The sequence below is a fragment of the Rathayibacter sp. AY1C6 genome, assembly GCF_002931535.1.
Classification (GTDB): domain Bacteria; phylum Actinomycetota; class Actinomycetes; order Actinomycetales; family Microbacteriaceae; genus Rathayibacter.
Genome location: NZ_PSWC01000029.1, coordinates 1 through 26,285, shown reverse-complemented (window position 1 = coordinate 26,285; position 26,285 = coordinate 1). Strand labels below are relative to the sequence as shown.

The following is a 26,285-nucleotide window of genomic DNA, read 5'->3' as shown; positions in this document are numbered from 1 at the left end:
CGAGCCCGGTCCTCGCGGCGATCAGGCGGGGACCGCCGTCCGCGCGAGCAGCTCGGCGATACGACCGGTGCAGCCGCCGCAGCCCGTGCCGGCGCGGGTCGCCCGCCCGACGCAGGCGACCGTCCCGTGTCCCGCCGCAGCCGCATCGGTGATCACCGCCGCCGTCACGCCGTTGCACCAGCAGACCGTGGCATCGGGGGCGAACGGATCGCCGGTCGCCGCGGCGCCCGCATCCGGGGCGTCCAGACGCAGGAGGCTCGACCGGTCCGCCGGCAGGTCCGAGCCCCGCTCGAAGAGGAGGCTGAGCTCGGCGCCGACCCGGGGCAGACCCACCGAGACGAACCCGCGCAGCACTCCTCCTGCGGTCACGAGCTTGGCGTAGCCGCCGCGGGCGGGGTCAGCCCACAGCGTCACCTCGAGGTGCTCCTCGCCCGGGCGGTGCGGGTCCCACGGCTCCGGGGCCACGTCGCCTCCTGCCGCGAGGTCGACGCCCTCGGCCTTCAGCATCACGACCGCCGGTCGGGCGTCGGGGACGCGCTCCTCGCCGCAGCGGCCCTCCGCCTCCGCCCGGATCCGCGCTGCGAGCCGGTCCGCCTGCTCCCATCCCGGACCGATCAGTCCGCTCGGTCCGCCGGGCACGCGGCCGTCGGGCAGGGCCGAGCCGCGGGGGGCGACGTGCGCGCAGTCGCCGATCGCGAAGACGTCCGGGTCGCTCCAGCTGCGCAGCTGCTCATCGACCAGGATCCCGGTCGAGACGGCGAGCTCCGCGCCCGCGGCCAGCTCGACCCGCGCACCGACACCGCACGAGAGCACCAGCAGATCCCCCTCGATCTGCTTGCCGTCAGCGCAGACGAGCGCCTGGAAGTGCGCACGGCCGCGGTCGTCGTGCGCGAGCAGGACGCTCTCGGACCGGGCGTGCGCCACCATCTCGACGCCGGCCGCGCGGGCGGCCGCGGCCAGCATCCGGCCCCCGCCCGTGTCGAGATTGCGGGCCATCGGGATGTCGCCGTGGAAGACCACCACCACCTGCGCGCCCTGCTCGGCGGCCGCGAGGGCGAACTCGATCCCGAGCACTCCCGCCCCGAGCACGACGAGGCGCGCGCCGGAGCGCACGGACTCGCGGACCACCCGGGCGTCGGCCAGGTCGCGCAGCGCCACCACCCGCTCCGGGAGGGGCCGGGAGCCCGCGTCGAGCGACTCCGGATCGGCGGCGCGCACCGTCCGCTCGCGTCGGGACCGCTCCATCCCGGCGAGGGTCGGCACGTTCGCCCGGGCGCCGGTGGCCAGGACGAGGCGGTCGTAGGGCAGCCGCTCGCCGTCGTGCAGCCGCACGACGTTCCGCGCGCGGTCGATCCCCACGACGGCCGCTCCCAGGCGCAGGACGACGCCCGCCGCGTCCGCCGCCGTCCGGTCGCCGAGGTCGAGGCGCTCGCGGGTCGCCCGGCCGACGGCGTACTCCGCGAGCAGGACACGGTTGTAGGGGTCGTCGCCCTCGGCGCCGACGACCGTCAGCGCGACCAGACCGGCCCGCACGGCCGGCAGCAGCTCCTCGACGAAGCGCGAGCCGACGGGTCCGTAGCCGATCAGGACGATCCGCTCGGGAGGTGTCTCAGGCATGTGCCGTCCCTTCCGCGCGGACCCAGACCCGCGTGCGCTTGAACTCGGGCATCGACGACACCGGGTCCACGACGGCCTCGGTGAGGAGGTTCGCGCACTGCTCACCCGCGTAGTGGAAGGGCAGGAACACCGTGTCATGGCGGATGTCCGCGGTGACGCTCGCGCGGGCGCGGACCACGCCGCGCGCGTTCCCGATCGCCACAGGTGCTCCGTCGCTGACGCCGAGCCGGGAGGCGGTCGCCGGGTGGATCTCGAGTCGAGCCTCCGGGCGGGCCGCATCGAGCTCCGCGACCCGCCGGGTCTGGGTGCCCGACTGGTACTGCTGGAGGTAGCGGCCGGTCACCAGGGTCAGCTCCTCGCCGCGGTCCACGACGACGGGGACGGCGGGGATGACGGCGACCAGGCGCGCCCGGCCGTCGGGGTGCCCGAAGCGCTCAGCGAAGAGGCGCGGCGTCCCCGTGCCGCCCGCGGGGTAGGGCCAGTGGGCGGCGATCCCGGTGTCGAGCAGGGCGTGCGAGAGGCCGGAGTAGTCGGCCACGCCTCCCGCGGACGCGCGGGCCAGCTCGTCGAACACCTCCGCGGGGACGGTCGACCAGCTCGAGGGGGCGTCGAGACGGCGCGCCAGTTCGCTCATGATCCAGAGCTCGCTGCGCACTCCTGCCGGCGGGTCGATCGCCCGGCGGCGGCGGAGCACCCGGCCCTCGAGCGAGGTCATCGTGCCCTCCTCCTCCGCCCACTGCGGCACCGGGAGCACCACATCGGCCAGCGCGGCGGTCTCGGAGAGGAAGAAGTCGCAGACGACCAGCGTGTCCAGGGCCTCGAGCCCGGCGCGGACGGCGTCGGCGTCCGGAGCCGAGACGACCACGTTGGAGCCGTGCACCAGCAGGCAGTGCACGGAGCGTCCGAGCTCGGCGAGCAGGGCGGTGGCGGGCAGGCCCGGGCCGGGGATCGATTCGGGCGTCACGTCCCAGACGGCGGCGACGTGGCGCCGCGCCTCCGGATCGCGGATGGAGCGGTACCCCGGGAGCTGATCGGCCTTCTGGCCGTGCTCGCGTCCGCCCTGGCCGTTGCCCTGACCGGTGAGCGTGCCGTACCCCGACCCCTTGCGGCCCACCAGGCCGAGCACGAGAGCGAGGTTGATCGCGGCGGTCGCGGTGTCGGTGCCGTCGACGTGCTGCTCGACCCCGCGGCCGGTCAGCACGAACGACCGCCCCGCGGCGAGCCGGCGCGCGAGGGAGCGGAGGAGCGTGGTCGGCACGCCCGTGACCGCGGACGTGCGCTCCGGCCACCACGCCGAGACGCTGCGGCGCACCGCCTCGGCGCCGGTCGTGCGCGCGGCGAGGTAGGCGGTGTCGGCGAGGCCCTCGGCGAAGACCAGGTGGGTCAGCCCGAGCAGGAGCGGCAGATCCGTCCCCGGGGCGGGCTGCAGATGCGTGCCGGCGCCGTCCTCCGTCAGCCGCGCGGTGGCCGAGCGGCGCGGGTCGACGACCACCAGGCCGCCCCGCGAGCGGGCACCGGCGAAGTGGGCGAGAAGCGGCGGCATCGTCGCGGCGACGTTCGAGCCCAGGAGCAGAATCGTGTCGGCGTCGTCGAGGTCGGACACCGGGAACGGCAGTCCGCGATCGACGCCGAAGGCGCGGTTGCCGGCCGCCGCGGCCGAGGACATGCAGAAGCGGCCGTTGTAGTCGATCCGGGAGGTGCCGAGAGCGATCCGAGCGAACTTCCCGAGCTGGTAGGCCTTCTCGTTGGTGAGGCCCCCGCCGCCGAAGACGGCCACCGCGTCGGCGCCGTGCCGCTCCCGGACGCCGCGCACCGCCCCGGCGACCGCGTCGAGCGCCTCCTCCCACGACGCCTCCGCGAGGACGCCGTCGGCGCCGCGCAGCAGCGGGGAGACCAGGCGCTGTCCGCTCGCCAGCAGCTCGGCGGAGGTCCAGCCCTTGGCGCAGAGCCCGCCCCGGTTCGTCGGGAACTCCCTCCCCTCGACCGCCACGGGTACGGGGCCCGCCGCGGGTGTCAGCGTCATCGCGCACTGCAGGGCGCAGTACGGGCAGTGGGAGTCGGTCGGGGCGGGGGCGCTCATCGTCAGATCCGGGTCCCCGTCTTCGCGGCGAGGCGGAGGTAGACGCCGGCCGTGATCGCGAGCATCACCGCGTAGGCGCCGACGAACCAGCCCAGCGCCGTGGTGTAGTCGCCGAACTCGGTCTTGGAGAAGCCGAGCAGCTGGGGGATCACGAAGCCGCCGTAGGCGCCGATCGCCGAGATCAGGCCGAGCGCCGCGGCGGACGTGCGCTGGGCGCCGATGCCGTCGTCGCCGCGCTGGCGGGCGCGGAGGGCGAACACCGTGGGGATCATGCGGTAGGTCGCGCCGTTGCCGATACCGGCCGCCGAGAAGAGCACGAGGAAGCAGGCGAGGAAGAGCCAGAAGCTGCCGAGCGGCAGTGTCGCGATCACGCCGAGGATCCCGGCGCCCATGGCGACGAAGGCGAGGACCGTGACAGGCGCTCCGCCGAAGCGGTCGGCCAGACGGCCGCCGGAGGGGCGGGACAGCGAGCCCACCAGGGAGCCGAGGAACGCGAGGCCGACCGTCGCCGAGCCGACGGCGAAGCCGGAGAACTCGGGGAAGGTGTCGGCGATGAGCTTCGGGAACACGCCGGCGAATCCGATGAAGGACCCGAAGGTGCCGATGTAGAGCACGGCCAGCAGCCAGAGGTGCGGCTCGCGGAGCGCGGCGAGGGAGGCGGCGACGTCGGACTTCGCGGTCGAGAGGTTGTCCATGCGCTTGGCGGCGCCGATCATCGCCACGACGATCAGGGGGACCCAGAGGAAGCCGGCGATCGGCAGGTTCAGCGTGGCCGCGGCGCCGACGGTGATCGCGATCGGCACGACGAGCTGCGCGACGGAGGCGCCCAGGTTGCCGCCCGCGGCGTTGAGCCCCAGAGCCCAGCCCTTCTGCGCGTGCGGGTAGAAGAAGGTGATGTTCGCCATCGAGCTGGCGAAGTTGCCGCCGCCGAAGCCGGCGAGCGCGGCCACCAGGAGCATGACGCCGAACGGGGTCTCCGGATTCGAGACCGCGATGCCGAGTCCGACGCTCGGGATCAGCAGGAGGCCCGCCGACACGATCGTCCAGTTGCGGCCGCCGAAGCGGGGGACCATGAACGTGTACGGGATCCGGAGGGTGGCGCCGACGAGGCTCGGCATCGAGATGAGCCAGAAGATCTGCCCGGTGTCGAAGGCGAATCCGGCCGCCGGCAGCGAGACGACCACGACCGACCAGAGCTGCCAGACGACGAAGCCGAGGAACTCGGCGAAGATCGACCACCTCAGGTTGCGGGCGGCGACGGAGCGTCCCTCCGCCTCCCACTGGGCGGGGTCCTCGGGGTTCCAGCCGTCGATCCAGCGGCCCGGCCGTCGGGTGATGCCGGTGGATGTGGCGGCGGTCGTGGGGGCGGTGGTCGGGGGTGCAGCAGTCATCGTGGTCCTCCGGAGGGTGGGCGGCGCGCGCGAGGGCGCGCTCGGGACGGGGAGGTGGAGCGGTGGTGGTGCGGGGAGGAGGCGTCAGGCGTTGCGCCCGAACAGCTCCGAGACGATGTCGACCAGCTCGCGGGCGGGCGGATCGACGGCGGTGAGGAGGGGAGCGGAGGCGAGGTCGGCCCCCGCGGAGGCGGCCAGGCCGGCGAAGTAGCCGGGCGCGAGCAGGTAGGTGGCGACCACGACGCGCGCGCCGGGGTGGGCGGCGCGCTCGGCGGCGACCGCCTCCGCGATCCGCGGCTCGGCGGCCGAGATGAACGAGGTGCTCACCTCGCGGCCGAGCTCGGCGGCGAGGAGGCGGCCGGTGGTCCAGCAGTCCGCGACGGCACCGGCGTCGCTCGAGCCGGCAGCGGCGAGCACGACGCGGTCGCCGTCGTCGAGCCCTGCCTCGTGGAGCCGGCGGGCGAGCACGCGCGCCAGGCGGGGATCGGGTCCGAGCGCGCCCGAGACCCGCACCGGCCGCTCCGCCTCCGCCGCGGCCTCGGCCAGGTCGACGTGCACGTGGTAGCCGGCCGAGAGCAGCAGCGGCACGACCACCGCCGGCCGGCCCGGCTCGAGAGAGCCCAGGGTCGCGGGGACGTCGGGCTGCTGCACGTCGACGAAGGAGTCGAGCACGTCCAGCGCCGGGTTGGCCCGGCGGACCGCCTCGACCAGCGCGGCGACGGCACGCCTCCCGTCGTCGTCGGAGGTCCCGTGGGACGCGGCTACCAGAGCGGTCCGCTGGGCGACCTCGATCGTGCCGTCGCTCTCGCGCACCTGCCAGGTGGCGAGGTGCAGCTCCGCTCGTGTGAAGCAGGCGCCGGTCTCGAGGTCGAAGACGTCCTTGTGCAGGGGCGAGGCGATCGTGGGCCGCTGCACCCCGTCGACCAGACGCGAGCCGACGATGCCGCGCGAGAGCACGGCCGCGCCGGTCGCGGGGTCGAGGTTCGAGACGGCCCGCACCCGCCCGTCGGGCAGGAGGAACAGGGCGAGCTGCACACCGCCGACCAGGGCGGCCTCGCCCCAGAGCGGCTCGAGGTCGCCGACGGCGCAGACCGGCACCCAGGTGGTGGCGGTCGCGGGGGCGAGCCGATCGAGGAGGGTCATCGCTGCGCCTTCTTCCTGCGGGTGGGCCACCGCATCCGGTCGGACGCGATGAGGCAACGGTAGGGATCGCGCGTTTCGTGCGAGCACGCCTCCGGTGTCACGGGCGTAACGAAGCCCTCACGGCCTGCGGCGCTCGCCGAGAGGCGCGCGTCACACGCTGTTACACCGGGGCAACGGCGGGGAAACGGGCCGTCCCTACGGTGGACGTCATGACTCCTGGACCGAACCCCGCCGCCCGGCCCCGACGCGTGCTCGTCGTCGGAGCGGGACCCGCCGCGCACCGCCTGGTCGACGCGCTCGTCGCCCGGGCCGGCGACCAGGCGCTGGAGATCACCGTCCTCGGCGAGGAGGTGCACCGTCCCTACGACCGCGTCGCACTCTCGAAGCGCCTCGACGGCGAGCACGACCTGACTCTGGGCGACGGCGCTCTGTGGGAGTCGGCGCGGCTGATCACCTCCTCCCGTGTCGTCGCGATCGATCCCGACCGCCTGCGCGTCGAGCTCGCGGACGGCCGCTCCCTCGATGGCGACGAGATCGTCCTGGCGACGGGCTCGTCCGCCACGGTCCCGCCGATCGAGGGCGCCGAGCACGGCCGCGTCTACCGCACGCTCGAGGACGTGGACGGGCTCGTCGCCGAGCTCGCCGCGTTCCGCGCCCGGCGCGGACGCCCCGCGATCGTGGTCGTGGTCGGCGGCGGTCTGCTCGGCCTCGAGGCGGCGGGAGGCGCGCACCGGCTCGGTGCGCGCACCGCCCTCGTCCACTCCGGCCGCTGGCTGATGAGCGCGCAGCTCGACGAGGGCGCCGGGCAGGCCCTCGGCCGCATCATCTCGGCGCAGGGGATCGCGCTGCACCTCGGCAACCGGCCCACCGCGATCCTCACCTCGCCGACCGGGACGGTGCTCGGCGTCGCGCTGACCGACGGCAGCAGCATCAGCGCCGATCTCGTGGTCTTCTCCATCGGGATCACGGCGCGCGACGAGCTCGCCCGAGCGGTCGGGATCGAGGTCGCACCGCGCGGAGGCGTGGTCGTCGACGAGGCCTGCCGCACCAGCAGGGCGGGAGTCTGGGCCATCGGCGAGGTCGCCGCGATCGCCGGCCGCACGGTCGGGCTCGTCGCACCCGCCAACGCGATGGCGGAGGTGGTCGCCGACCGGATCCTCGGCGGCGACGCGACCTTCCCGGGGGTCGACGACGCCACCAAGCTCAAGCTCTCGGGCGTGGAGGTCGCCAGCTTCGGCGACGCCCTCGGCACCACGGAGGGAGCGCTCGAGGTCGTCTACGCCGATCCGGCCCGCGGTCTCTACCAGAAGGTCGTCGTCTCGGACGATGCGCGCACGCTGCTCGGCGGGATGTTCGTCGGCGACGCGGGCCCCTACTCCTCCCTCCGCCCGCTGCTGGGGCGCGAGCTGCCGGCCGAGCCCGGCGCCTACCTCGCGGCGGCGGGGGCGGAGGCGCCCTCGGGCGACCTTCCGGACGACGCCCAGGTCTGCTCGTGCAACAACGTCTCGGTCGGCGAGGTCCGCCACGCGATCGGCGAGGGGTGCACCGATCTGGGGCCGCTCAAGGCCTGCACCCGCGCGGGCACCCAGTGCGGATCGTGCGTGCCCCTGGTGAAGAAGCTGCTCGACACGGAGCTGATCCGTGCGGGCGTCGAGGTCTCCCGCGCCCTCTGCGAGCACGTGGCGCTCAGCCGCAGCGAGCTGTTCGAGTCGGTCCGCATCCTCGGGCTGCACTCGGCCGAGCAGGTGATGGAGCGCTTCGGCTCCGGGCTGGGCTGCGACGTCTGCAAGCCGGTGATCGCCTCCGTCCTCGCCACCCAGACGAACGCCTACATCCTCGACGGCGGCCAGGCGCCGCTGCAGGACACCAACGACCGCGCCCTGGCCAACATGCAGAAGGACGGCACCTACTCCGTCGTCCCGCGGATCCCCGGGGGCGAGATCACGCCGGCGAAGCTCAAGGTGATCGCCGAGGTCGCCGAGCAGTACGGCCTCTACACGAAGATCACGGGCGGGCAGCGGATCGACATGTTCGGCGCCCGCCTCGAGCAGCTGCCCGAGATCTGGCGCCTCCTCGTCGACGCCGGCTTCGAGTCGGGTCAGGCGTACGGCAAGTCGCTGCGCACGGTCAAGTCGTGCGTCGGATCGACCTGGTGCCGCTTCGGAGTCCAGGACGCGGTCGGGATGGCGGTCTTCCTCGAGGAGCGGTACCGGGGTCTCCGCTCGCCGCACAAGTTCAAGCTCGGGGTCAGCGGCTGCGCCCGCGAGTGCGCCGAGGCGCGGGGGAAGGACATCGGCGTCATCGCGAGCGACCTCGGCTGGAACCTCTACGTCGGCGGCAACGGCGGCTACCAGCCGGCGCACGCCCAGCTGCTCGCGCAGGACCTCGACGACGAGACCCTGGTGCGCTACATCGACCGCTACGTCATGTACTACGTGCGGACGGCCGAGCGGCTCCAGCGGACCGCACGCTGGCAGGAGGAGCTCCCCGGCGGACTCGAGCACGTGCGCGAGGTGGTCTGCGAGGACTCGCTCGGCATCGCCGCCGAGCTGGAGGCCGCCATGGCCACGCACGTCGACACCTACGTCGACGAGTGGGCGGCGACCCTCGCCGATCCCGACCGGCTCCGCCGCTTCCGCTCCTTCGTGAACGCCCCGGACACCGCGGATCCGCGCGTCGCGACCGTGCGCGAGCGCGGGCAGGTCCGGCCCGCCGGCCGGGACGAGAGACCGGACGGACCCGTGCTGGTCGCGGGGCCGAGGATCCCCGTCGGTCCGGCCGGGATCGGATCGGACTCGTGATGCAGCTCTCCCTCGACCTCGCCGGACGCCGCGTGCTCGTGATCGGCACCGCCTCCGGGACCCGCCGCGTGCTCGCCCGCTACCGAGCCGCCGGCGCACTCGTCGAGCGGCACGAGGCGGAGGACGCGCTCACCCCGGCGCCCCCGGCCCTGATCGTGTGGGTGGAGGGGCCGGCGCCGCTCCGAGCAGCGGCGGCCGAGCTCTGCCCCTGGATCGTCGACGAGGCCCCCGCGCCGACCCGGCCGGTCGGGCACGTCAGCATCGTCGGCGGCGGCCCCGGCGATCCGGATCTGATGACCCTCGCCGCCCGCCGCGCCCTCCGCGACGCGGACGTGGTGCTCTACGACCGGCTCGGTCCGCACGAGGGCCTGGCCGAGTGGGCGCCCGGCGCCGAGCTGATCGACGTCGGCAAGACGCCGGGTCATCATGCGGTGCCGCAGCACGAGATCGAGCGGCTGATGATCGAACGGGCCCTCGCGGGTCTGGACGTCGTGCGCCTGAAGGGCGGCGATCCGTTCGTGTTCGGCCGCGGGTCGGAGGAGGTGCGCGCGTGCCGGCTCGCCGGCGTCGGCTCCACGGTCGTCCCCGGAGTGACCAGCGCGATCTCGGTGCCCGCCGCCGCCGGGATCCCGGTCACCCACCGCGAGGTCAGCAGGGCCTTCACCGTGGTCTCGGGCCATGCGCCGTTCAGCGAGCAGGAGCTCGGCCATCTGGCCGGGCTGGGCGGGACGATCGTGGTGCTGATGGGCGTGAACACCCTCCCGCACCTCGTCGCCGGGCTGCAGCGCGCCGGGATGCGCGCCGACACGCCCCTCGCGATCGTCGAGCGGGGCTGGTCGCGCGACCAGCGCACGACGGTCTCGTCGGTCGGCGCAGTGCTCGGCCTGCTCGCCGAGCTGGCACCGCGCTCGCCCGCCGTGATCGTCATCGGCGAGGTGGTCCGGCAGGCCGCGTGCCATGATGCGGGGGACCCCGAGAGCATCGCCCGAGCGGTCGATGCACTGACCGCGTGAGACCCCGAGGGGGCCGAGCATGACCGGCACCGATCCCGACGCCGCCGTGGGGTTCCGACCCGACCAGCTGGACGGCTTCCGCATCGGGGTCACCTCCGACCGCCGCTCCGAGGACCTGATCGCCGCGTTCGAGCGCCGCGGTGCCGCCGTCACGCACGCCCCCACCATCCGAATGCGCGGCGTCGACACCGAGGGCGCGCTCGAGGAGGAGACCCGCGCCATCGTCGCCGCCCGTCCCGACGTGCTCCTCGCCACCACCTCCTACGGCCTGCGGCGCTGGCTCGAGGCCGCGGACGCCGCGGGGATCGAGCTGGCCGACGCGCTGTCCTCCGCGCGGATCCTCGTCCGCGGACCCAAGGCGCGCGGAGCGATCCGTGCGGCGGGTCTCGACGACCACGGGATGAGCGAGCGCGAGACGACCACCTCCCTCGTCGACCTGGCCCTGCGCGAGGGCGTCGCCGGCCGCACGATCGCGGTGCAGCTGCACGGATTCACCGACCCGGCTCAGCTGCAGCGTCTCCGCGACGCCGGCGCCCGGGTGCTCACGGCCGCGCCCTACCGCTGGAGCGTGCACGAGGACTCCGCCCGGGTGCTGCGGCTGATCGACGCGGTCTGCGGAGGGGGCATCGACGCCGTCACCTTCACCAGCGCGCCGGCGGTGGAGGCGCTCTTCACGGTCGCGGAGGCCGCGGGCCGCCTCGACGACCTCCAGGCGGCCTTCCGCGAGACGGTGGTCGCCGCCGCCGTCGGCCCGGTGACCGCAGCACCCCTGTTCGAGGCAGGGATCCTCCCGGTCGTGCCGGACCGGTTCCGGATGGGCGCGCTCATCCGCCTGACCTGCGAGCACCTCGAGCAGGCGTCGCCCCGCATCGAGACGGCCTTCGGCACTCTCGAGCTCCGAGGCCGGCACGCGGTCCTGGCCGGGACCCGGGTGGCGCTGACCCCGGTCGCGCTCGCGCTGTTCCGGACTCTCGTCGCCGCCGAGGGCGCGACCGTCGCGCGTCACGTCCTCGCGGCCTCCGCGCCGGAGGCGCTCGACGACCACGCGGTCGACGTCGCCGTCAGCCGCCTCCGTCAGGCCCTCCCCGAACCGCGGCTCGTGGCGACGGTGATCAAGCGCGGCTACCGGCTCGCGACCCCGCTCTGAGCGGCGGCGCGGTGCCACACTGAGCGCGTGGGCAGGCTGAGGGTCGTCGTCGCGCCCGACTCCTTCAAGGGGTCGGCGAGCGCGGTCGAGGTCGCGCGGGCGATCGCCGAGGGCTGGAGCGCTGCGCGCGCGGGGGACGAGATCGTCCTCGCGCCGATGGCCGACGGGGGAGAGGGCACGGTCGAGGCCTTCGCGCTCGCGGTCCCGGGGTCGCAGCGGCTGCCGGTCGTCGTGCCCGGCCCGGACTCCCGGCCGGTCCGCGCCTGGTGGCTGCTGCTCCCCGACGGGACAGCCGTCGTCGAGCTCGCCTCCACGAGCGGCATCACGCTGCTCGACCCGCTCCGACCGCTCACCGCGCACACGCGCGGCTTCGGCCGCGCGATCGCCGCCGCCCTCGACGCGGGGGCGCACGCCCTGCTGCTGGCGATCGGCGGCAGCGCCTCGACCGACGGCGGAGTCGGAGCGCTCCGCGAGCTCGGCGCACGCTTCTCCACCGCCTCCGGCCGCGACCTCGGCGAGGGAGGCGGTGTGCTGCCCGCGCTCGCCGCCGCCGACGTCCGCGCGCTGCGTCCTCTGCCGCCCGGAGGCGCGGTCGTGCTCAGCGACGTCGCGACCCCGCTGCTCGGCGACTCCGGGGCGGCCCGCGTCTTCGGACCGCAGAAGGGGGCCCGCCCCGAGGACGTCCTCCTCCTCGAGAGCGGCCTCCGCCGTCTCGCTGCGCACCTGGACGCGGATCCCGATGCGCCGGGCTCCGGGGCGGCGGGCGGGACGGGCTTCGGGCTGCTCGCCTGGGGCGCGCGCCCGACCTCCGGCGCCGACGCCGTCGGACGGGCGATCGGGCTCCCGGCGCTCCTCGCGGGCGCGGACGTCGTCATCACGGGGGAGGGGCGCTTCGACGCGCAGTCCGCCGCCGGCAAGGTCCCGGTGCACGTCCTCGCGCTCGCCGAGGCGGCCGGGGCGCGGACACTCCTCGTCGCCGGGGCGATCGCGGCGCCGACTCCCGGCTTCACCGCTGCGGTGTCGCTGACGGAGGCGGCGGGCTCCTCGTCCGCGGCCCTCGCGGACCCGTTCCCGCACCTGCGCGCCGTCGCCCGGGAGTGGGCCGCGCAGCTCCTCTGACCGTTCGCGGTGTCGGTGGTCGGGCGTACCGTCCGGGCATGCCCCGAGATGCGATCCGACCACCACATCTTGTGGTCGAGCCGCCGCGCGGACCCCACCGGTCGGGCATGCCGACACGCCGTGGCGCGTTGTACACAGTGAACGGGATCCTTCTGTCCACACCTGTGGATGGTTCGTCCGGATCCGCGTCCTTCCGCGGTTCCACGGGCTCCGGCCTGTGGATGAACGGGGGAGGAGCCGGTGGATAACTACACGGCTGTAACTACTACGTCTAGTGGGCTGACACCGGCCCGCCCCCTATATGTAGTATTGCTGAGCAGGTCGGAGCGAGAGCCCCACCGGCACCCAGAACTCACCCGGACCACCCTCCGACCCCGCCCGCATCGCGAGCCGCCGGTCGGGGAGCGGCACCGGGACACCCCCTCCGAAAGGCGACACCCATGGCTGTGACGGTCTACACCAAGCCCTCTTGCGTCCAGTGCACCGCGACGTACCGCGCCCTCGACAGCAAGGGCATCGACTACGAGGTGTTCGACCTCTCCGTGGACGAGAAGGCCCTCGAGGCCGTCAAGGCCCTCGGCTACCTCCAGGCGCCGGTCGTCATCACGGACGACGACCACTGGTCCGGCTTCCGCCCCGACAAGATCGCGACCCTCTGAGGCGCACGGACGGCGATCCGCGACGTCGTCGGCGGGCGCCGTAGCGCCGCTGCGGCCTCCTCCTCCGCCTTGCGGCTCACCGCGCAGCCGCCTCGGAGGCGGGACCGAGAACAGCAGCTGACGGGGAGAGGGGCCGAAGGATGAGCGGGCTCGTGTACTTCTCCAGCAGCTCGGGGAACACGCACCGGTTCATCGAGAAGCTCGGACGGCCGGCGCAGCGCATCCCGCTCCACGCCCGCCGCGACGGAGCCGCCCTCGACACGCTCCACGTCCACGAGCCGTACGTGCTCGTCCTCCCCACCTACGGCGGCGGCAACGGCGGAGGAGCGGTCCCCAAGCAGGTCATCCGGTTCCTCAACGATCCGTGCAACCGCTCCCTGATCCGCGGCGTCATCGGCGCCGGCAACACGAACTTCGGCGAGGCGTACTGCCTCGCCGGCGACATCATCGCCCGCAAGTGCGAGGTGCCGCACCTCTATCGATTCGAAGTATTCGGAACACCCGACGACGTCCGCGCCGTCGACGAAGGATTGGACACGTTTTGGACGCAGCAGTGATCGACGCTCCCCGCGACGCCGCACAGATGGACTACCACTCGCTCAACGCGATGCTGAACCTCTACGGCCCGAACGGAGAGATCCAGTTCGACAAGGACCGCGAGGCCGCTCGCGAGTTCTTCCTGCAGCACGTCAACCAGAACACGGTGTTCTTCCACACGCTCAAGGAGCGCCTCGACTACCTGGTCGAGAAGGAGTACTACGAGCAGGCCGTGCTCGACCAGTACTCGTTCGAGTTCATCCAGCAGCTCAACGACCTGGCGTACTCGAAGAAGTTCCGCTTCGCGACCTTCCTCGGCGCGTTCAAGTACTACACCTCGTACACGCTCAAGACGTTCGACGGGAAGCGCTACCTCGAGCGCTTCGAGGACCGCGTCGTGATGACCGCCCTCGGCCTCGCCCAGGGCGACGAGACGCTCGCGACCGCCCTCGTCGAGGAGATCGTCGCCGGCCGCTTCCAGCCCGCGACCCCGACCTTCCTCAACACCGGCAAGGCACAGCGCGGCGAGCTCGTCTCCTGCTTCCTGCTGCGCATCGAGGACAACATGGAGTCGATCGCCCGCGGCATCAACTCCGCGCTCCAGCTCTCCAAGCGCGGCGGCGGCGTCGCCCTCTCGCTCTCGAACATCCGCGAGGCCGGCGCCCCGATCAAGCAGATCGAGAACCAGTCCTCGGGCATCATCCCCGTGATGAAGCTCCTCGAGGACAGCTTCAGCTACGCCAACCAGCTCGGCGCGCGCCAGGGCGCGGGAGCGGTGTACCTCTCGGCGCACCACCCCGACATCCTCCGCTTCCTCGACACCAAGCGCGAGAACGCCGACGAGAAGATCCGCATCAAGACGCTCTCCCTCGGCGTCGTCGTGCCCGACATCACGTTCGAGCTCGCGAAGAACAACGAGGACATGTACCTCTTCTCGCCCTACGACGTCGAGCGCGTCTACGGCATCCCCTTCGGCGACATCTCCCTCTCGGAGAAGTACCGCGAGATGGTCGACGACCCGCGCATCAAGAAGACCAAGATCTCGGCGCGCGAGTTCTTCCAGACCATCGCCGAGATCCAGTTCGAGTCGGGCTACCCCTACATCGTGTTCGAGGACACGGTGAACCAGGCGAACCCGATCAAGGGCCGCATCAACATGTCCAACCTCTGCTCCGAGATCCTCCAGGTCAACACTCCGACGACCTACAACGAGGACCTCTCCTACGCGCAGATCGGCAAGGACATCTCCTGCAACCTCGGCTCGCTGAACATCGCGCTGACGATGGACTCGCCCGACTTCGGCCGCACCATCGAGACCGCGATCCGCGGCCTCACCTCGGTGTCCGACCAGTCGCACATCACCTCGGTCCGCTCGATCGAGGACGGCAACGACAAGTCGCACGCCATCGGCCTCGGCCAGATGAACCTGCACGGCTACCTCGCCCGCGAGCGGATCCACTACGGATCCGAGGAGGGCATCGACTTCACCAACATCTACTTCTACTCGGTGCTGTTCCACGCCCTGCGCGCCTCCAACAACCTCTCCATCGAGCGCGGCACCACCTTCGAGGGCTTCGCCGACTCGAAGTACGCCTCGGGCGAGTTCTTCGACACCTACACGGAGAAGGAGTGGGCGCCGGCCACCGAGCGCGTCTCCCGCCTCTTCGCCGACTCGGGCATCGCGGTCCCCACCCAGGACGACTGGCGTGCGCTCAAGGCCTCGGTCATGGAGCACGGCATCTACAACCAGAACCTGCAGGCCGTCCCGCCGACCGGCTCGATCTCCTACATCAACAATTCGACGTCCTCGATCCACCCGATCGCGTCGAAGATCGAGATCCGCAAGGAGGGCAAGCTCGGCCGCGTCTACTACCCGGCGCCGTTCATGACGAACGACAACCTGGAGTACTACCAGGACGCGTACGAGATCGGCTACGAGAAGATCATCGACACCTACGCCGCGGCCACGCAGCACGTCGACCAGGGCCTCTCGCTCACGCTCTTCTTCAAGGACACGGCGACCACCCGCGACGTCAACCGCGCCCAGATCTACGCCTGGCGCAAGGGCATCAAGACGATCTACTACATCCGCATCCGTCAGCTGGCGCTCGAGGGCACCGAGCTCGACCAGTGCGTCTCGTGCATGCTCTAGAGCACGCAGCCCCACCCCCCTCCGCACGACCCATCCGCAGCAGCGAGAAGGAATCATGACTCCCCCCGAGAAGCTCAAGCTCGTCGACTCCGTCCAGGCGATCAACTGGAACCGGATCCAGGACGACAAGGACGTCGAGGTGTGGAACCGCCTCACGAGCAACTTCTGGCTGCCCGAGAAGGTGCCGCTGTCGAACGACATCCAGTCGTGGAACACGCTCACGCACCAGGAGCAGCAGCTCACCATGCGCGTGTTCACCGGGCTCACCCTGCTCGACACCGTGCAGGGCACCGTCGGCGCCGTCTCGCTCATCCCGGACGCGATCACGCCTCACGAGGAGGCCGTCTACACGAACATCGCGTTCATGGAGTCGGTCCACGCCAAGTCGTACTCCTCGGTGTTCTCGACCCTGTCGAACACTCAGGACATCGACGAGGCCTTCCGCTGGTCGATGGAGAACCCGAACCTGCAGAAGAAGGCGTCCATCGTGATGGACTACTACCGCGGCGACGACCCGCTGAAGCGGAAGGTCGCCTCCACGCTGCTGGAGTCCTTCCTCTTCTACTCGGGCTTCTACCTGCCGATGTACTGGTCCTCGCGCGCCAAGCTCACCAACACGGCCGACCTCGTGCGCCTGATCATCCGCGACGAGGCCGTGCACGGCTACTACATCGGCTACAAGTTCCAGAAGGGGCTCGAGCGGGTCGACCAGGCCAAGCGCGACGAGATCAAGGACTACACGTTCTCGCTGCTCTACGAGCTCTACGACAACGAGGCGCAGTACACGCAGGACCTCTACGACCAGCTCGGCCTGACCGAGGACGTCAAGAAGTTCCTGCACTACAACGCCAACAAGGCGCTGATGAACCTCGGCTACGAGCCGATGTTCCCCAAGCAGGTCACCGATGTGAACCCCGCGATCCTGTCGGCCCTCTCGCCCAACGCGGACGAGAACCACGACTTCTTCTCGGGCTCCGGCTCCTCCTACGTGATCGGCAAGGCCGTGAACACCGAGGACGAGGACTGGGACTTCTAGGCGTCGACACCACGTCCCGGCCTCCACGGCGAACGGCCCCTCCCCTCGCGGGTGAGGGGCCGTTCCTCGTCTCCGGGCGGCGGGCGGGCGCCCGGTCGCCGCGCCCGCCGAGGCACCGCCCTGTCGCCGAGGCACCGCCCTGTCGCCGAGGCGCCGTCCTCCCGGCGGCGCCTCGGGCGGTTCGGCGGTGTCTCGGCGGAACTGGGCCGGAGCGGCCGTCGTGCGCGCCTCAGAGGGCCAGGCGCATCAGCACCCGGGGGAAGCCGTCGAGCACGGAGCGCACCGCCGCCCAGCCGACCACTCCGCCGATTCACCACTCCACCGCATGAATCGCACCAGCGCCCCCTGTTGGACGGAGCCCAGGCGGGGCGCCTACCGTGGACGAGGTATCCAACGAAGGAGCACTCCCTGTGAAGCACGTCCCCCTCGGCACCTCCGGTGTCGACTCCCCGAACGTCGTCCTCGGCCTCATGCGCATCCCCGAGATGAGCGACGAGGCGATCCGCGGCCTCGTCGGCGCCGCCCGCGACTCCGGCATCGACTTCTTCGACCACGCCGACGTGTACGGCGGCGAGCTGCACCGCTGCGAGGAGCGCTTCGCCGAGGCGATGGCGCTCACCCCGTCGGAGCGCGAGCAGGTCGTCCTGCAGACCAAGGCGGGCATCGTCCCGGACGGCCCCTACTTCGACTTCTCGTACGAGCATCTGATCGCCTCGGTCGAGGGCTCGCTGAAGGCGTTGCGCACCGACTACGTCGACGTGCTGCTCCTGCACCGGCCCGACGCGCTCGTCGAGCCCGATGAGGTGGCCCGCGCGTTCGACGAGCTGCACGCGTCCGGCAAGGTGAAGCACTTCGGCGTCTCGAACCAGACGCCGTACCAGATCGAGCTGCTGAAGAAGTCGCTGAACCAGCCGATCGTGGCGAACCAGCTGCAGCTCTCGATCACCCATGCGCCGCTGATCGCGCAGGGTGTCGCCTCCAACATGGTCGGCGAGGACCAGTCCGTCATGCGCGACGCCGGCATCCTCGACTACTGCCGCCTGAACGACATCACCGTGCAGGCCTGGTCGCCCTTCCAGGCGGGGTTCTTCACCGGCGTCTTCCTCGACAACCCGGCCTACCCCGAGCTGAACGCCGTCATCGACCGGCTCGCAGCGACGTACGGGGTCCCGGCGATCGCCGTGGCCACCGCCTGGATCACCCGCCACCCGGCGGCTATGCAGGTCGTGCTCGGCACGACCAACGAGCAGCGCGTGCGCGATGCGGCCCTCGGCTCCGATCTGCCGCTCACGCGGCCGGAGTGGTACGAGCTGTTCCGCGCGGCGGGCTACCTCGTCCCCTAGAGCTCCCACCCCGGAGGAAATGCGCGTCGGCGCAGAGAGGCACGGACTCCCCGGAGTCCGTGCCTCTTCCCGTCCCCGCGAGACGCCGGTCGGTACGCCCGTCGCGGACTGGAGCGGCATCTCGCGGGGGAGGGCTGGGAATAGGAACGGCAACCCTGCGTTGAACTTGAGCGTAACCGACTCAATTTCCTCAGGAGGACAGGTGCCCGACAACTACAGCGAGGCCGGAGCGAGCTCGTTCGACGACTTCCTCGCCCGCTACCTCGACGGTGAGCGCGCCCGCGCGGCGCGGTCGATCGACCTCAGCCGATTCCTCACCGCCCGTACCCGCGACATCCTGCAGTCCGCAGGACGCTTCGCCCTCGAGCGCGGCCAGACCGAGCTCGACGCCCTGCACGTGCTCCGCGTGCTCATCGACGACGAGACCGTCTCGCAAACCGTGCGCCGCATCGGCGTCGACCCCGCCGCCATCGCCACCGCCGCAGAGGCGCGCCTCCCGCAGGCCGACGAGGCCCACGCCTCGCAGAACGCGGCCACCATCACCCCCAGCGCGCAGCGCGCGCTGTTCCACGCCTACCAGGTCGCCCGCTCCAGCGGTTCGACCTACATCGAGCCCGAGCACCTCTTCTTCGCGCTCGTGCTCGGCCAGGACGCCCCCGCCGGGCAGGTCCTCGCCCGCGCCGGCGTCACCGCCGAGGCCCTCACCCAGGGCATGCGCGAGACCGAGGCCCCGCAGCAGCAGGAGGCGGGACAGCCCGCCTCCGACACTCCGATGCTCGACAAGTTCGGCACCGACCTCACCGCTCTCGCCCGCGAGGGCCGGCTCGACCCGGTGATCGGGCGCGCCGACGAGATCGAGCAGACCGTCGAGATCCTCAGCCGCCGCACCAAGAACAACCCGGTGCTCGTCGGCGAGGCCGGCGTCGGCAAGACCGCGATCGTCGAGGGCCTCGCCCGCGCGATCGTGGCGGAGGAGGTCCCCGAGCAGCTGCGCGGCAAGCGCGTGATCTCGCTCGACCTCCCCGGCATGCTGGCCGGCACCCGCTACCGCGGCGACTTCGAGGAGCGCCTCACCGGCACCATGGACGAGATCGCGGCGCACTCCGGCGAGCTGATCGTCTTCATCGACGAGGTCCACACCGTGGTCGGTGCGGGCGGCGGCGGCGAGGGCGGCATGGACGCGGGCAACATCCTCAAGCCGCGTCTGGCCCGGGGCGAGCTGCACCTCGTCGGCGCCACCACGCTCAAGGAGTACCGCACCATCGAGAAGGACCCGGCACTGGAGCGGCGCTTCCAGCCGGTCCGCGTCGGCGAGCCCGGCATCGAGGACGCGGTCGCCATCCTGCACGGCCTGCGCCCCGCCTACGAGGAGCACCACCGCGTGCGCTTCACGGACGAGGCCCTGCGCGCCTCCGTCGAGCTCTCGGCCCGGTACCTCACCGACCGCGTGCTGCCCGACAAGGCGATCGACCTGATCGACCAGGCCGGCGCGCGCCTCCGCCTCCGCCTCGGAGCCGGCGTCGACACCGGAGCTCTGCTCGAGCGTCTGGCGACCCTGGAGGCCGACAAGAACGCGGCCGTCTCGGCCGAGCACTACGAGGAGGCGTCCCGCGTCCGCGACGAGATCAGCGCCGTGCAGGCGGAGCTCGACGCGGCCACCGGCAGCGCCCCCGCGGAGGCGGTCGTCGGCGAGACCGAGATCGCGGCCGTCATCGCCCGCGCCACCGGCATCCCGGTGTCGCGGCTCACGGAGGGGGAGCGCGAGCGCCTCGCGCACCTCGAGACCGAGCTGCACCAGCGGGTCATCGGCCAGGACGACGCGGTCACCGCGGTCGCCCGGGCCGTCCGCCGCAGCCGCACAGGCCTCGGCGACTCCTCGCGCCCGGTCGGCTCGTTCCTCTTCCTCGGCCCGACCGGTGTCGGCAAGACGGAGCTGGCGCGCACCCTCGCGGGCTCCCTCTTCGCCGACGAGCAGTCGGTCATCCGCTTCGACATGAGCGAGTTCGGCGAGCGTCACACGGTCTCGCGGCTGGTCGGCGCCCCTCCCGGGTACGTCGGCTACGACGAGGCCGGTCAGCTGACCGAGCGCGTGCGCCGGAACCCGTACTCGGTGGTCCTCTTCGACGAGATCGAGAAGGCGCACCCCGACGTGTTCAACCTGCTGCTGCAGGTGCTCGACGACGGGCGTCTGACCGACGGCCAGGGGCGGACGGTCGACTTCCGCAACACGGTGATCATCATGACCTCGAACCTCGGCTCGGAGTTCCTGGCCTCGCGGTCGGGTGCGCTCGGCTTCGTCGCTCAGAGCGACGCGTCGGCCGAGGGCTTCGCCTCGGAGAAGGACCTGCGCGATCGCGTCATGGGCCGACTCCGCGAGGCGATGCGCCCCGAGTTCCTGAACCGGATCGACGAGATCGTCCTGTTCCGCCGCCTCGGCCGCGAGCAGCTGCGGGAGATCGTCGGCATCGTCCTCGACACCACGCGCTCCCGCCTCGCTCCCCGCGAGGTGACGCTCGAGGTGACGGAGGCGGCCGTCGACTGGCTCGCCGAGAACGGCTACGAGCCGCAGTACGGCGCCCGGCCCCTGCGCCGGCTCGTCCAGCGCTCCATCGACGACCGGATCGCCGACCTGTTCGTCAGCGGCGAGGTCTCCGACGGAGGCGCGGTCCGCGTCGACGCTGTCGCCGGCGAGCTGCTGGTGACCTCGGCCGCCGCCCTCCCGCTGGCCGCGTAGCCGGTCCCGCTCCGACCCCCGTCCCTCCTCCTTCCGCGAGACACCGCTCGTCACGACGGCACCGCCCGTCGTCGCGAGCGGCGCCCGCGGAGGGGGAGGGGCGGGGGTCTTCGCGTCCCCACGGCTTGCCACAGCGGTCCGGGCGGGATAGACACGAGAGCACGAGAACCGGAGGCACGATGTCGAACCCGCGCTACTACGACCCCGTGGGCAAGGCGGTCCGGGCGCTGCTCGTGCTGAGCCTCGTCTGCTTCGCCCTGGCGGTGGGCATGTTCGCCCTCGACATCGTCATGCCCGGCACCATGACGGACGAGCGACGGCCCTGGGCCGAGGCCAGCGGGGCGCTCGCCTCGTTCGGCGTGCTGGCCCTCATCGTCTACTTCGCGACCGTCGCGATCGTCGGCGCGATCCGGGGCCGCGGGCAGTAGGCCCGGCTCCGACGCCGTCGTCCGACAGGAACGCGTCCGGCCCGCGGGATCCGAGGATCCTCGCGGGCCGGACGCGTTCTCGCGAGCCGTCAGGCGCCGGTCAGGGGCACTTCTTCGCGGTGATCGTGACCTTCAGCGTGGCGTCCGGAGCGACGGGGGAGCCGCCGGCCGGCTCCTGCCCGGTGACCTGGCCGGCGTCGGGCGCCTTCGGGTCCTCGGCGCAGGCGAGCGTGATCTTCGTGAAGCCGGCGGCGCCGAAGGCGTTCTTCGCGGCCTCCAGGTCCTGGCCCGTCACGTTCGGCACGGTCTTCTGGTTGCCGGAGCTGGTGAACACGGTGATCGCGGTGCCGCGCGGGGCCGAGCCCGACGGGGCGGCGCGGGTGACCGTCCCGACCGCGGCGTCGCTCGCCTCCGTGCCGCCCTGCACGACGCCGAAGCCGGCCGCCTCGAGCTTGGCCTCGGCGTCGGCGGAGGAGAGCCCGACGACATCCGGGATGTCCACCTTCGGGACGACCTGCAGCGAGCCGTCGGCCTCCGGGAAGTCCGTCCCGCCGTACGTCGCGTCGGCGGCGCGCATGACGACCGGCCAGATGCGGTGGCGCGCGGTGGCGGCGGATCCGGAGTCGAAGGAGTAGCGGCCGAGGCGCAGGTTCGCGTCGCCCTTCACGTTGAACACGCCGACGGCGGTCGCGACGCGGGTGCTCGCTCCGGTCATCCAGGTGGCCTTCGCGTCGTCGGTGGTGCCGGTCTTGCCGATCAGCGGAACGCCGTCGCCGGTGCGGGAGGCCACGGCCGTCCCGCCGCCGGTGAAGGTCGCCTGCAGCGCGACGGCCGCGGTGGCGGCGACGTTGCGGTCGATCGACTGGCGGCAGTTCGCCGGGGGCACCGGCTGGTCGGCTCCGGCGGAGTCGGTGATGCGGTCGATCGCGACGGGGTCGCAGGTCGTGCCGCCGGAGGCGATGGTGGCGAAGGCGCCGGCCATCGAGAGGGGCGAGACGTAGTTCGTGCCGAGCACCGACGACGGGTTGTGCTCGAGCTCCTCGCCGCTGCCCTGCTTCACGCCCATGTCGACCGCGGTGTCGCGGATGCCGCACAGGTCGAGCTCACGGGCCATGCCGACGAAGCCGGTGTTGAGGGAGGTCTTCGTGAAGGACACCGGGGTGCCGACCTCGCCGGTGCCGCCCTCGTCGTTCTTCGCGCTCGTCTCGTTGCTCGTGTCGGTGCCGCCGGAGACGCAGGAGTCCGTGAAGGTGCCCCAGGTGGACTTGCGCGTCCCGTCGACCGACTCGTTGATGCTGTGGCCCTCCTTCAGCCACTCCACCAGGGTGAAGAGCTTGTAGGTCGAGCCCGGCTGGATCCCGGAGGATCCGCCGTTGGCCCGATCGGTGCTGTAGTTCACGGCGCTGTAGGACGGGTCGGTCGTGAGAACGTCCGGATCCTGCGAGTACTTCTTGTTCTGCGTCATCGCGAGCACGCGCCCGGATCCGACCTCGACGCTGACCGAGACGGCTCCGACGTCGAAGTTCCAGGTCTGCGGAACCTGCGCGTCGACGGCGGCGACGGCCGCGTCCTGCAGGCCGACGTCGAGCGTCGTGTAGACGTCGAGGCCGCCGCGGCGGAAGTTGGTCCAGCGGGTGTCCTCGTCGGCGCCGAAGATCTCGTTGTTCTTCAGGACGTTGGTGACGTAGTCGCAGAAGAATCCCGCATTGCCCGCGGTCGAGCAGCCGGTGCTCGGCTGGGTGATGCGGGGCTCGATCGGAGTGGCGACGGCGGCGTCGTGGTCCTCCTGCGAGATCTTCCCCTCCTCGAGCATCTTGCCGATGATGTAGTCGCGGCGGTCCTTGTTGCGGGCGTAGCCGTTCGCGGCGCCGTTGTCCGGATTGTCGGGCTGGTCGATCCGCAGGACGGCCGGGTTGTTGACGATCGCGATGAGGCTCGCGGCCTGGGCGATCGAGAGATCCGCGGCCGAGGTCGCGTAGTAGTAGTTCGCGGCGGTCTCGAGGCCGTAGGTGGTGCCTCCGAAGAACGCGATGTTGAGGTAGCCCTGGAGGATCTGGTCCTTCGTGTACTGCTTCTCGAGCCCGATGGCGAGCTTCATCTCGCGGAGCTTGCGCTCGGGGGAGGTTCGAGTGGCCTCGTCGATCGCGGCCGCGCGCTCGGCGTCGTCCGAGATGTTGCGGACGGCCTTCTCGACGAGGACGTTCTTCACGTACTGCTGGGTGATCGAGGATCCGCCCTGCACGTCGTTGCCGAGCACGTAGGTCTGCGCGACGGCGCGGAGCGTGCCGGGGAGGTCGACTCCGCCGTGGTCGTAGAAGCGGGGGTCCTCACCCGAGACGGCGGCGTCCTTGGCGGCCTGGGCGATGCGGTCGAGCGGCACCTCGACGCGGTTCTCGACGTAGAAGGAGGCGAGCAGCTGCGGGCCGTCGGAGCCGGTCGCGTAGATGTTGCTCTTCTCGGAGAGCTTGTCGACCTCGAGGTAGTCGGGCAGGCCGTCGAAGACGCCGATCGACTGGTTCGCGGCGACTCCGGCGAGCGCCACAGCCGGGGTGACGGTGGCGGTCACGAGGACTCCGGCCACGACGCTCATGCCCAGGAAGCCCACGATCGCCTTGACCACACCACCGGTGGTCCTTCTGTCGGACGCCAAACCTTCTCCTTCGCGAATCCCCCCGGATGCTGCGACGACCGCGGCCGACGCCCTGCACGCTCCGTGCGGCAGGTCAACCTCGACAGACTAACCCGAGAGCCCCCGAAGACGAAGGCCCGGCCAGAGGCCTGAAAAGACCCTGACCGCGACCCGGGGGACGGTGTTCCCTAGGCTGTCGGCATGGCGAGCCCCTCCTCCGACCCCCGACCGGCCGACGCGACGACCCCGGAGGCCGCTCGGGTCGCGCCCCCGCAGGCCGTCCCCGCACCGCCCACGGGCGCCCTCTCGTACGCTCTCGGCTTCCTCGCGTTCATCGGGATCCCGTTCCTCAGCCTCATCGTGGGCGGCATCGTCATGGCGTCCGTGTACCCGTCCGCTCGGAGGAAGGGCGGCCTCGCCGCCGAGAACGCGCGGAACGCGGCGAACTGGGGCCTGACGGTGATCCTGATCGGGGTCGTGACGCTCGGCGCGCACGTCGTGCTGCTCTTCGCCGCCTCCGACACCCCGCTCGCGAAGGACTTCTATCCGATCGGCATCCCGATCACGCTGTTCGCCGTGCTCTGGCTGGTGCACTTCGTGCTGATCATCTGCGGACTGGTGAAGGCGAACCAGCGCGAGGTGTTCCGTCCGCGCATCGCGATCCCGTTCCTCCGCCCGCCCGCGGCCTGAGCTCAGGCGCCGACGGGCCAGAGGTAGTCGAGCCCCGACGGCGTGCCGGGGAACAGCGGGCCGTAGTGGTCCTCGTCCTTGGCCACGAGCTTCGAGCGGTGCGAGAGGTGCAGCCGCTCGTCGCCGAACCACGGCGGGAGCGGGTAGTCGCCGGTCAGGTAGGCGGCGAGATCCTCCGGGGCGGCGGCGAGGGCCTCCTCGGTCTTCACGAGGCACGTGTCGGCGAAGCCGCGCTCCGTCCACTCCGCGCAGGTCTCGCGCTGGTAGGTCATCAGCGCCGGCCGGTAGCCCCGCCACATCCGCGTGACGGGGTGGTTCTGCCAGCCTTACCCCGGGACGGTCAGCGCCCGCATGACCTGCAGCGTCTCGACGCGCTGCTTGCCGAGCCGCTTGCCGTCGAGGGCGCGGACGCTGCGATGGAAGTCGGGGTAGGGGAGGAAGGTCTGCACGCCTCCCAGTCAACAGCGGCCCGTCTCCCTCCGGCCACCCTCCCGTCACGCCGATGTCGCCTGGCGTGCGTAGCGTCCGGGGCATGACCGGACTCCCCCTCCTCGCCACCGACGACGTGCAGCTGCGCTGGGCGCGGCCCGAGGTCCTCGACTCCGCCCGCCACCGGATGCTGCGCCTGCTCACCCTCGCCGAGCGCCTGCGCTACGAGGCGACGAGTCGGCGCGAGGTCCGGGACGGCTTCCTCCTCGGCCGGGTCCTCGTGCGCGAGCTGGCCGCCGAGACGCTCGGGATCGATCCCCTCGAGGTCGCCGTGGACGCGCGCTGCGAGCGCTGCTCCGGACCGCACGGCCGCCCGGTGCTCCGCGGCGAGCACCCGGAGCTGGAGCGGATGCGGATCAGCATCGCGCACTGCGACGGCGCGGTGGTCGCGGCGCTGGCGACCGGACGCGACATCGGGATCGACGCGGTGCGCGCCCGCACCGTCCGCGACCGCGTGGCCTCCGGGGCGACGACGGCGGAGCAGGTGCTCGCCGATCTGCGCTCGCAGGCGGTCGCGAAGGCCGACGGGCGTGGGACCTCGAGCGACGAGCCCGTCCGCTTCCGCACCAGGGAGGGTGCGACCGAGGCCTGGATCGAGGGCTCGAGCCGCTACTTCGCCGTCTCGGAGCCGACGGTCCACTCCGCGCTCGTCGTGGCGGTCGCGGTCGCTCAGGAGTGACCGCGGGGCGCGGTCCCCGGCCGTTGCGCTGGTCCGCGCCTAGGCGAACAGCGACAGCGTGATCGTCGAGCGGTAGGAGCCGGCCTCGACGTCCGGCTCGGCCAGCAGCCGCAGCTCGGCGTCGGCGCTCCAGGTGCCGGCCCCGCCGGCGGCTCCGAGCAGCAGCGCGTCGCGCAGGCCCGCGCCGCCCTCGAGGGAGGAGGCGACCGGATCGCCCGCGACGGCGCCGGTGCCGGTGATCAGGCGCGGGGTCCAGCCGAGGTGGTCGGCTCCGATCGAGGCGCTCGGGCCGGTGAGGGCGCTCGCCGAGGCGAGGACGTACCAGTCGTTCTGCGCGCCGACGCGCGAGTCGGTGACGGTGACCGTGGGGAGCCCGCCCGTGAACCGGCGCTGGAGGGCGGTGGAGCCCGACTCGGCGAGGTCGACGGCGTCGGCGGCGACGGAGAGCGAGAGGGAGCCGGGCTGCGCCGGAGGGGTGATGTCGACGTCGACGTCCACTCCGTCGAGGTCGTGGAGCAGGGGCGGCGTGCGGACCGGGTCCTCGCCGGTGAGGGGATCGGCGGCGTCGACCTCGCCGAGTCGGGCTCCACCGCCCTCC

The 26,285-nt window shown here is 72.3% G+C and carries 19 protein-coding genes and 1 pseudogene; 13 read left to right on the top strand and 7 right to left on the bottom strand.

Going from position 1 to position 26,285, the window contains the following annotated elements; genetic code table 11:
* Window positions 1-21: 21 nt before the first annotated feature.
* The 4 genes from C5D36_RS14785 to nirD all read right to left on the bottom strand — a co-directional run bounded on the left by C5D36_RS14785 (window position 22) and on the right by nirD (window position 6,231).
* Window positions 22-1,617 carry an NAD(P)/FAD-dependent oxidoreductase gene (locus C5D36_RS14785; protein WP_104296129.1) on the bottom strand — a complete coding sequence of 532 codons (1,596 nt, stop codon included), beginning with the start codon at window positions 1,615-1,617 and terminating at the stop codon, window positions 22-24.
* Complete coding sequence (locus C5D36_RS14780) at window positions 1,610-3,697, bottom strand: molybdopterin oxidoreductase family protein (RefSeq protein WP_104296128.1); 2,088 nt, start codon at window positions 3,695-3,697, stop codon at window positions 1,610-1,612. The genes C5D36_RS14785 and C5D36_RS14780 overlap by 8 nt, the downstream gene beginning before the upstream one ends.
* Before the next feature lie 2 nt (window positions 3,698-3,699).
* On the bottom strand, window positions 3,700-5,088 hold the full coding sequence (locus C5D36_RS14775) for an MFS transporter (protein ID WP_104296127.1): 1,389 nt from the start codon (window positions 5,086-5,088) through the stop codon (window positions 3,700-3,702).
* Between the two features lie 84 nt (window positions 5,089-5,172).
* Window positions 5,173-6,231, bottom strand: a complete 1,059-nt coding sequence (gene nirD, locus C5D36_RS17295; RefSeq protein ID WP_104224353.1) for a nitrite reductase small subunit NirD — start codon at window positions 6,229-6,231, stop codon at window positions 5,173-5,175.
* 209 nt (window positions 6,232-6,440) lie between these two features.
* Between nirD and nirB the strand changes: the two genes are divergently transcribed.
* The 11 genes from nirB to C5D36_RS14715 all read left to right on the top strand — a co-directional run bounded on the left by nirB (window position 6,441) and on the right by C5D36_RS14715 (window position 21,200).
* Window positions 6,441-9,032, top strand: a complete 2,592-nt coding sequence (nirB, locus tag C5D36_RS14765) for a nitrite reductase large subunit NirB (RefSeq protein ID WP_104296138.1) — start codon at window positions 6,441-6,443, stop codon at window positions 9,030-9,032.
* Window positions 9,032-10,045, top strand: a complete 1,014-nt coding sequence (gene cobA / locus C5D36_RS14760) for a uroporphyrinogen-III C-methyltransferase (protein WP_104224371.1) — start codon at window positions 9,032-9,034, stop codon at window positions 10,043-10,045. Before nirB ends, cobA begins: the two co-directional genes overlap by 1 nt.
* A gap of 19 nt (window positions 10,046-10,064) precedes the next feature.
* Window positions 10,065-11,192 carry a uroporphyrinogen-III synthase gene (locus C5D36_RS14755; RefSeq protein ID WP_104292717.1) on the top strand — a complete coding sequence of 376 codons (1,128 nt, stop codon included), beginning with the start codon at window positions 10,065-10,067 and terminating at the stop codon, window positions 11,190-11,192.
* A 36-nt stretch (window positions 11,193-11,228) separates the two neighbouring features.
* The gene (locus C5D36_RS14750; RefSeq protein ID WP_104296137.1) at window positions 11,229-12,311 is read left to right on the top strand and encodes a glycerate kinase; all 1,083 of its coding nucleotides are present in this window, start codon (window positions 11,229-11,231) and stop codon (window positions 12,309-12,311) included.
* Between the two features lie 440 nt (window positions 12,312-12,751).
* On the top strand, window positions 12,752-12,970 hold the full coding sequence (gene nrdH, locus C5D36_RS14745; RefSeq protein WP_068255139.1) for a glutaredoxin-like protein NrdH: 219 nt from the start codon (window positions 12,752-12,754) through the stop codon (window positions 12,968-12,970).
* A gap of 140 nt (window positions 12,971-13,110) precedes the next feature.
* Window positions 13,111-13,527, top strand: coding sequence for a class Ib ribonucleoside-diphosphate reductase assembly flavoprotein NrdI (gene nrdI / locus C5D36_RS14740; protein WP_104224357.1), 417 nt, complete (start codon window positions 13,111-13,113; stop codon window positions 13,525-13,527).
* Window positions 13,528-13,553: 26 nt separating this feature from the next.
* Window positions 13,554-15,659: a class 1b ribonucleoside-diphosphate reductase subunit alpha gene (gene nrdE / locus C5D36_RS14735; protein ID WP_104234484.1), complete on the top strand. Its 2,106-nt coding sequence runs from the start codon at window positions 13,554-13,556 to the stop codon at window positions 15,657-15,659.
* Window positions 15,660-15,714: 55 nt separating this feature from the next.
* Window positions 15,715-16,695, top strand: coding sequence for a class 1b ribonucleoside-diphosphate reductase subunit beta (nrdF, locus tag C5D36_RS14730; RefSeq protein ID WP_104224358.1), 981 nt, complete (start codon window positions 15,715-15,717; stop codon window positions 16,693-16,695).
* Window positions 16,696-17,105: 410 nt separating this feature from the next.
* Window positions 17,106-18,038, top strand: coding sequence for an aldo/keto reductase family oxidoreductase (locus tag C5D36_RS14725; RefSeq protein ID WP_258060040.1), 933 nt, complete (start codon window positions 17,106-17,108; stop codon window positions 18,036-18,038).
* Window positions 18,039-18,240: 202 nt separating this feature from the next.
* A complete protein-coding gene (locus tag C5D36_RS14720; RefSeq protein ID WP_104296126.1) occupies window positions 18,241-20,772 on the top strand; it encodes an ATP-dependent Clp protease ATP-binding subunit in 2,532 nt (843 codons plus the stop codon).
* 179 nt (window positions 20,773-20,951) lie between these two features.
* Complete coding sequence (locus C5D36_RS14715) at window positions 20,952-21,200, top strand: hypothetical protein (protein WP_104224361.1); 249 nt, start codon at window positions 20,952-20,954, stop codon at window positions 21,198-21,200.
* A 100-nt stretch (window positions 21,201-21,300) separates the two neighbouring features.
* On the opposite strand, the gene C5D36_RS14710 is transcribed toward C5D36_RS14715, so the two are convergent.
* Complete coding sequence (locus C5D36_RS14710) at window positions 21,301-23,850, bottom strand: transglycosylase domain-containing protein (protein ID WP_258060041.1); 2,550 nt, start codon at window positions 23,848-23,850, stop codon at window positions 21,301-21,303.
* A gap of 180 nt (window positions 23,851-24,030) precedes the next feature.
* Between C5D36_RS14710 and C5D36_RS14705 the strand changes: the two genes are divergently transcribed.
* Window positions 24,031-24,519 carry a DUF4870 domain-containing protein gene (locus C5D36_RS14705; protein ID WP_104296125.1) on the top strand — a complete coding sequence of 163 codons (489 nt, stop codon included), beginning with the start codon at window positions 24,031-24,033 and terminating at the stop codon, window positions 24,517-24,519.
* A 2-nt stretch (window positions 24,520-24,521) separates the two neighbouring features.
* Here the strand turns inward: C5D36_RS14705 and C5D36_RS14700 are convergent.
* A pseudogene (locus C5D36_RS14700) lies at window positions 24,522-24,968 on the bottom strand (MSMEG_6728 family protein).
* An 83-nt stretch (window positions 24,969-25,051) separates the two neighbouring features.
* On the opposite strand from C5D36_RS14700, the gene C5D36_RS14695 reads away from it, so the two are divergent.
* A complete protein-coding gene (locus C5D36_RS14695) occupies window positions 25,052-25,687 on the top strand; it encodes a 4'-phosphopantetheinyl transferase superfamily protein (RefSeq protein WP_104296124.1) in 636 nt (211 codons plus the stop codon).
* Between the two features lie 39 nt (window positions 25,688-25,726).
* Here C5D36_RS14695 and C5D36_RS16950 read toward each other — a convergent pair.
* A partial coding sequence (locus C5D36_RS16950; RefSeq protein WP_104296123.1) for a hypothetical protein occupies window positions 25,727-26,285 on the bottom strand: 559 nt, incomplete at its 5' end.